The sequence below is a fragment of the Flavobacteriales bacterium genome, assembly GCA_013214975.1.
Taxonomy (GTDB): domain Bacteria; phylum Bacteroidota; class Bacteroidia; order DT-38; family DT-38; genus DT-38.
Genome location: JABSPR010000381.1, coordinates 1 through 4554 on the forward strand (window position 1 = coordinate 1; position 4554 = coordinate 4554).

Consider the following 4554-nt stretch of genomic DNA (forward strand, 5'->3'; position numbering starts at 1 on the left):
AATCAAACCTTCCATAAAGAAATTAGAAAAATATTCTGTGTCTTGTTCGGACTGAGATAACCCAATAACTGAATAACACATCAACGTTATAGAAATCAAGTATTTCTTCATAATTCTTCTTGATATAAGTTCAATTTAAGAATGCTTTAGTTAAAAAGTGTCACTTCGAGTGAATTCCGTGTTTGCGGAATTTATATCGAGAAGCACTTTATACTAAAAAATCATTTGTTCTCGATACAATCCCGACTTGAAATCGTCGGGATCACTCGAACTGACAATGATTTTATTAAACTAAAGTATAATTGAAAAAACACCTAACCAATTGATTTTAAACATTTATTCTTTTAAACAGGCAACCTTTTCACAATTTCTACGACTTTAGTTTATCTAAATCATAAACTAGACACCATGAAAAATTACATACTTATTCTAAGCCTTCTTTTCAGTACTTCTCTCTTTTTCGAAGTTCACTTTTGCAGGACCAACCGTAATTGATGTTACGCTATCTAAGCAACTGCTCCTTTATGTCAAGGTAGCTGTGATGGAACAGCATCATTAACTATCCTTAACGGGGTTTCTCAATATGCTCTTGTGTGGGGCTCGAATGCAACATTCTTAGATGGCACATTTACATCAAGCATTAATACCATATCAGGATTATGTGGTGGTGGTTTTGCTCCAATATATTATGATGCTACCGTAACAGATGCAAATGGTTCTAGTGGCTCAGCATCTATATCTCTATACGATCCAATGGCTGTAAGTATTCAAACTGGAATATCTAGCAATATTAGTTGTAACGGTTTCTGCGATGGAGCTGTTTCGGTTATTGGTTCGGGTGGTACTGGGAATTATACTTATTTGTGGAGTAATGGTCAAACAAGTTCTATTGCAACGAGTTTATGTAGTGGTCCAATCGATGTTACCGTAACAGACGGCAATGGATGTTGGACATCTTTAAGTACTACCCTGCTTGACGCTTCACCAATTATTATATCCCCTATCTACAACCCAATTAGTTGTTATGGGTATTGCGATGCGTATTATGAATACCTGTAACCGGCCCTGTATTATATACATACGACTGGAGCAATGGAGTTACAGGCCCAATAAACAACAACCTATGTTGGGGAAATTACCTATTAACTGTAACGGACGATGCCGGCTGTTACGATATAGTTACTTATACCGTCGATGAGCCTACGCCACTGGTATTCACTACCAACGATGTAGTTAGTGCTACTTGTACTGGATGTGATGATGCTCAAATAACTCCTACAGTGTCTGGCGGAACTGGAGCTTACACATATGACTGGGAGGATGGACAAACTAGCGCAACCGTAACTGACTTAGTAGCTTCTCCAACATACTGCGTTACCGTATGGGATTGGAACTATTGTAATTCTTACAATTGCTATGAGATTATTGATCCTCCTACATCTATTGAAGATATCAATTCTTCTAAACCTGCTATTACAACTTCTGGAAATGCTATATCCATTCGGTCGACTAATGGACAAGTAGATGTATTTAATACACTCGGTAATAAAGTCCACAGCTCAAACCTAAATGCAGGTAATAACGAAATATCAATAGATACAAAAGGTGTATACTTTGTTCGCGTTACCGTTAATGGAGATGTGACTACGAAGAAAGTACTGATCGGGTAAGTTCTATTCTAGTGAAAGAATAAAACAGCACAAACAACTATAGCAACACCAACTGGAAGAATAATTTTTCCAATCATTTCCACTTTTGGAAGATGTACCTCTCCACCTGGTTGCTTTGCTTTTTTAGAAGCTGCTTCAATAAATCCAATTAGACCAATCATTGCCAACACAAGAGCCATTTTAGCCATAAGTAATGGCTCTTCGCCAATAACTTTCCAATAAGGCGACATTAAATAACCACCCGAAAGGATAAGCAATACCAAGCCAACTCTTCCCATGCCACCAAGTGCAAGAGACTTTATTTGAAATTCTATTCCCTCTTTCTCTTCCATTTTGGCCTTAGCCATACCTAAGAACATGAAACCAAATCCAGTTCCAATTCCCATTGCTAATCCTAACATGTGAAATATAAGTGCGATATCGTGTGCCATCTAGTTGATTTTTAAAGTTTTCACTAAACTACTTCTATTTAAGCCTTATTCAAATTGTAAATATTAATTAGCTTTGAAATAAGGAATTCGGAGAAAATAGCAATTGAATTTTTACTCGTTTCCTCTTAGAAGAAAAATATGAATATTGTAATATTAACAAGTAAGAATAAAATTGTTTTTGACATTCTTAACCAATTTTCAAAAAATAATATTCACATTAAAGGAATTGTAATAGAAGAACAACCACCTGCCAACAATATTGATTTCTTAAAAGCTTTCGTCAGAAGGAATACCCCGATTTTCATTACTAACATAATTCGAAAAGTGAGAGGCTATGATACAGTGATGATCACTGAATTCAGTAAAAATTATTATGCCTTTTCAGATGACGTACATATCGTAGAAAACTTTAATTCAAGTAAATCGGAAGAAGTACTTAAAACTCTAAATCCAGATTTGATTATTCTCGCAGGTTCTCGAATTATAAGTTCAAATATTATTGATATTCCCACTATAGGCATTCTAAACGCCCACCCAGGTATCCTACCTAAGTACAGAGGTGTTAATGTTATGCTTTGGTCTATTTACAATAATGATCCCATAGGTGTTACAATTCATTTTATTGATAAAGGAATTGATACTGGACCGATCTGTAAACAAAAAGAAATTCCTATTTCTAAAGGCGATACCATATCCATTTTAAGAGATAAAGGGAATTATGTTTCGGGCCAGTTGATGGCAGAAGTAGTAAAAAGCTACATTGAGAAACGAGAAACTACACTTATCGAAAACAAAGAAGAAGCAGGAAAGCAGCTGTACAAAATGGATAGGAAAGCTCATTTAGCTACCATTAAGAAACTTGAAAATTGGTAATAATGTTCAGTACCGTTTCTTTTTGTGTAGAAGACAACAATTATGAGAGCAATGTTATTCTTACATACGCGCTTTTCATTATCGGCGTTCGAAGTAAACCTGTTGAAGTATCCACTCTTGCTGCATCAGAAAATGGAATCTATTACGGGAACACAAAACCGAAAGATTTTAATGGAATTTACATTTCAAAGAAAAGTGCTGAAATCGATGAAGTTCGAAACCTAATAAACACTTCAACAACGCCATCCAACCACATAGAGTTCGACATAATTGATCTCTTGAACAACCTACTCTCGGATAAAATTAATACGGAAGACCCATCGGCAACGTATGATTATCTGGATCGACAAGAATTTGAATCTACATTTCAAGCTAAAAATAAACTAGCAGATAAACCTATTGTCAACTTTCTTATCAAACATCTAAAAAAGTGTTTAGACAATACTTTCGACCTTAACAAAATGCCTCTTTGGCCTCAAGATAAAAAGTGTTCTATCATCTTGTCGCACGATGTAGATGAGCCCATTAAACATGCCCCTTTATTTAATTATAGGCTCTTCCCTAAAAGCATAAAAGAAATACCTAGACACTATTATCATCTACTTCGACTTATCGTAAAATACACTCTCGATAAGAACATCAACGACTTTTGGTTGTTCGACGAGATAATAAATCTAGAGAAATCCTATGGGTTCAAATCGAGCTTTTATTTTGCCGTAGTAAATAATCGCGACGAATATGCGCACGAGTTTGATGTTGACTACAAAATACATGACAAGGCGTTTAAACCTGTATTCGAAAAAATAAAAAAATCAGGATTCGAAATAGGCCTTCATGCCAGTTTCAATGCCCATTTGGATGACTCCCGTTTTCAAACAGAAAAAAATACTTTAGAAAAAGCTTCAGGGGTAAAACCAATTGGCCTAAGACATCATTATTGGAATCTAGGAAAGGACTATAGAAAAACTCTAGAAGCCCATAATAACGCTGGTTTTTTATACGACACTTCGATAGGTTTTAATTTCGATATTGGCTATCGAAATAACAGTGCGTTGCCTTATCCCCTAATTTACTCGGCAGACAAAAAAACATTAAATATGATACAAATTCCTCCATTCTGTATGGATGGAAATATTTTCTATAAAAACTTGGATGTAGAATCTGGCTTTAAAGATATCATGAAAGCTATTTCTACCATTAAAAATTGTGAAGGTGTTGGGGCAATCGATTGGCATGTAAGAACCGCCATCCCTAAAAATAAGGCCTTTAACAATTGGGGGAAACTCTATATTAAAATACTAGAAGAGCTTTCTAAAGACAACGAAATTTGGGTAACCTCTGGAGAAGAAATCTATTCCTGGATGAAGAGCCGAAAAGAACAATTGGATCACTCGGAAAACAAGTACTTCGATTGGTTGAATTAAGCGTTTTGATGGGTTAAAAATTAATGAAATATCCAGCCTTCATCATAACTCCTCGCAAAAATTCTAAACTGAAATTACCTTTCTGACTACCACACTTACCGCATTCCCCCCAAAGCCAGAAGAATTAACCAATATAGAATTAATGCTTTTAGTAGT

General features: G+C 35.4%; 4 protein-coding genes and 1 pseudogene. 4 read left to right on the plus strand and 1 reads right to left on the minus strand.

Annotated elements, in window-relative coordinates; translation table 11 throughout:
- The first annotated feature begins 591 nt into the window (after positions 1-591).
- Both HRT72_12090 and HRT72_12095 read left to right on the plus strand, forming a co-directional pair.
- Positions 592-1059, plus strand: coding sequence for a SprB repeat-containing protein (locus HRT72_12090; GenBank protein ID NQY68444.1), 468 nt, complete (start codon positions 592-594; stop codon positions 1057-1059).
- Positions 1050-1331 (plus strand): annotated as a pseudogene (locus HRT72_12095) (SprB repeat-containing protein). The gene HRT72_12090 and the pseudogene HRT72_12095 overlap by 10 nt, the downstream one beginning before the upstream one ends.
- A 347-nt stretch (positions 1332-1678) precedes the next feature.
- Here HRT72_12095 and HRT72_12100 read toward each other — a convergent pair.
- Positions 1679-2101 (minus strand): hypothetical protein, encoded by a 423-nt coding sequence (locus HRT72_12100; protein ID NQY68445.1) that lies wholly within the window; start codon positions 2099-2101, stop codon positions 1679-1681.
- A gap of 138 nt (positions 2102-2239) precedes the next feature.
- Between HRT72_12100 and HRT72_12105 the strand changes: the two genes are divergently transcribed.
- A complete protein-coding gene (locus tag HRT72_12105; protein ID NQY68446.1) occupies positions 2240-2974 on the plus strand; it encodes a hypothetical protein in 735 nt (244 codons plus the stop codon).
- A gap of 2 nt (positions 2975-2976) precedes the next feature.
- Positions 2977-4398 carry a hypothetical protein gene (locus HRT72_12110; GenBank protein NQY68447.1) on the plus strand — a complete coding sequence of 474 codons (1422 nt, stop codon included), beginning with the start codon at positions 2977-2979 and terminating at the stop codon, positions 4396-4398.
- The last annotated feature ends 156 nt before the right edge of the window (positions 4399-4554 follow it).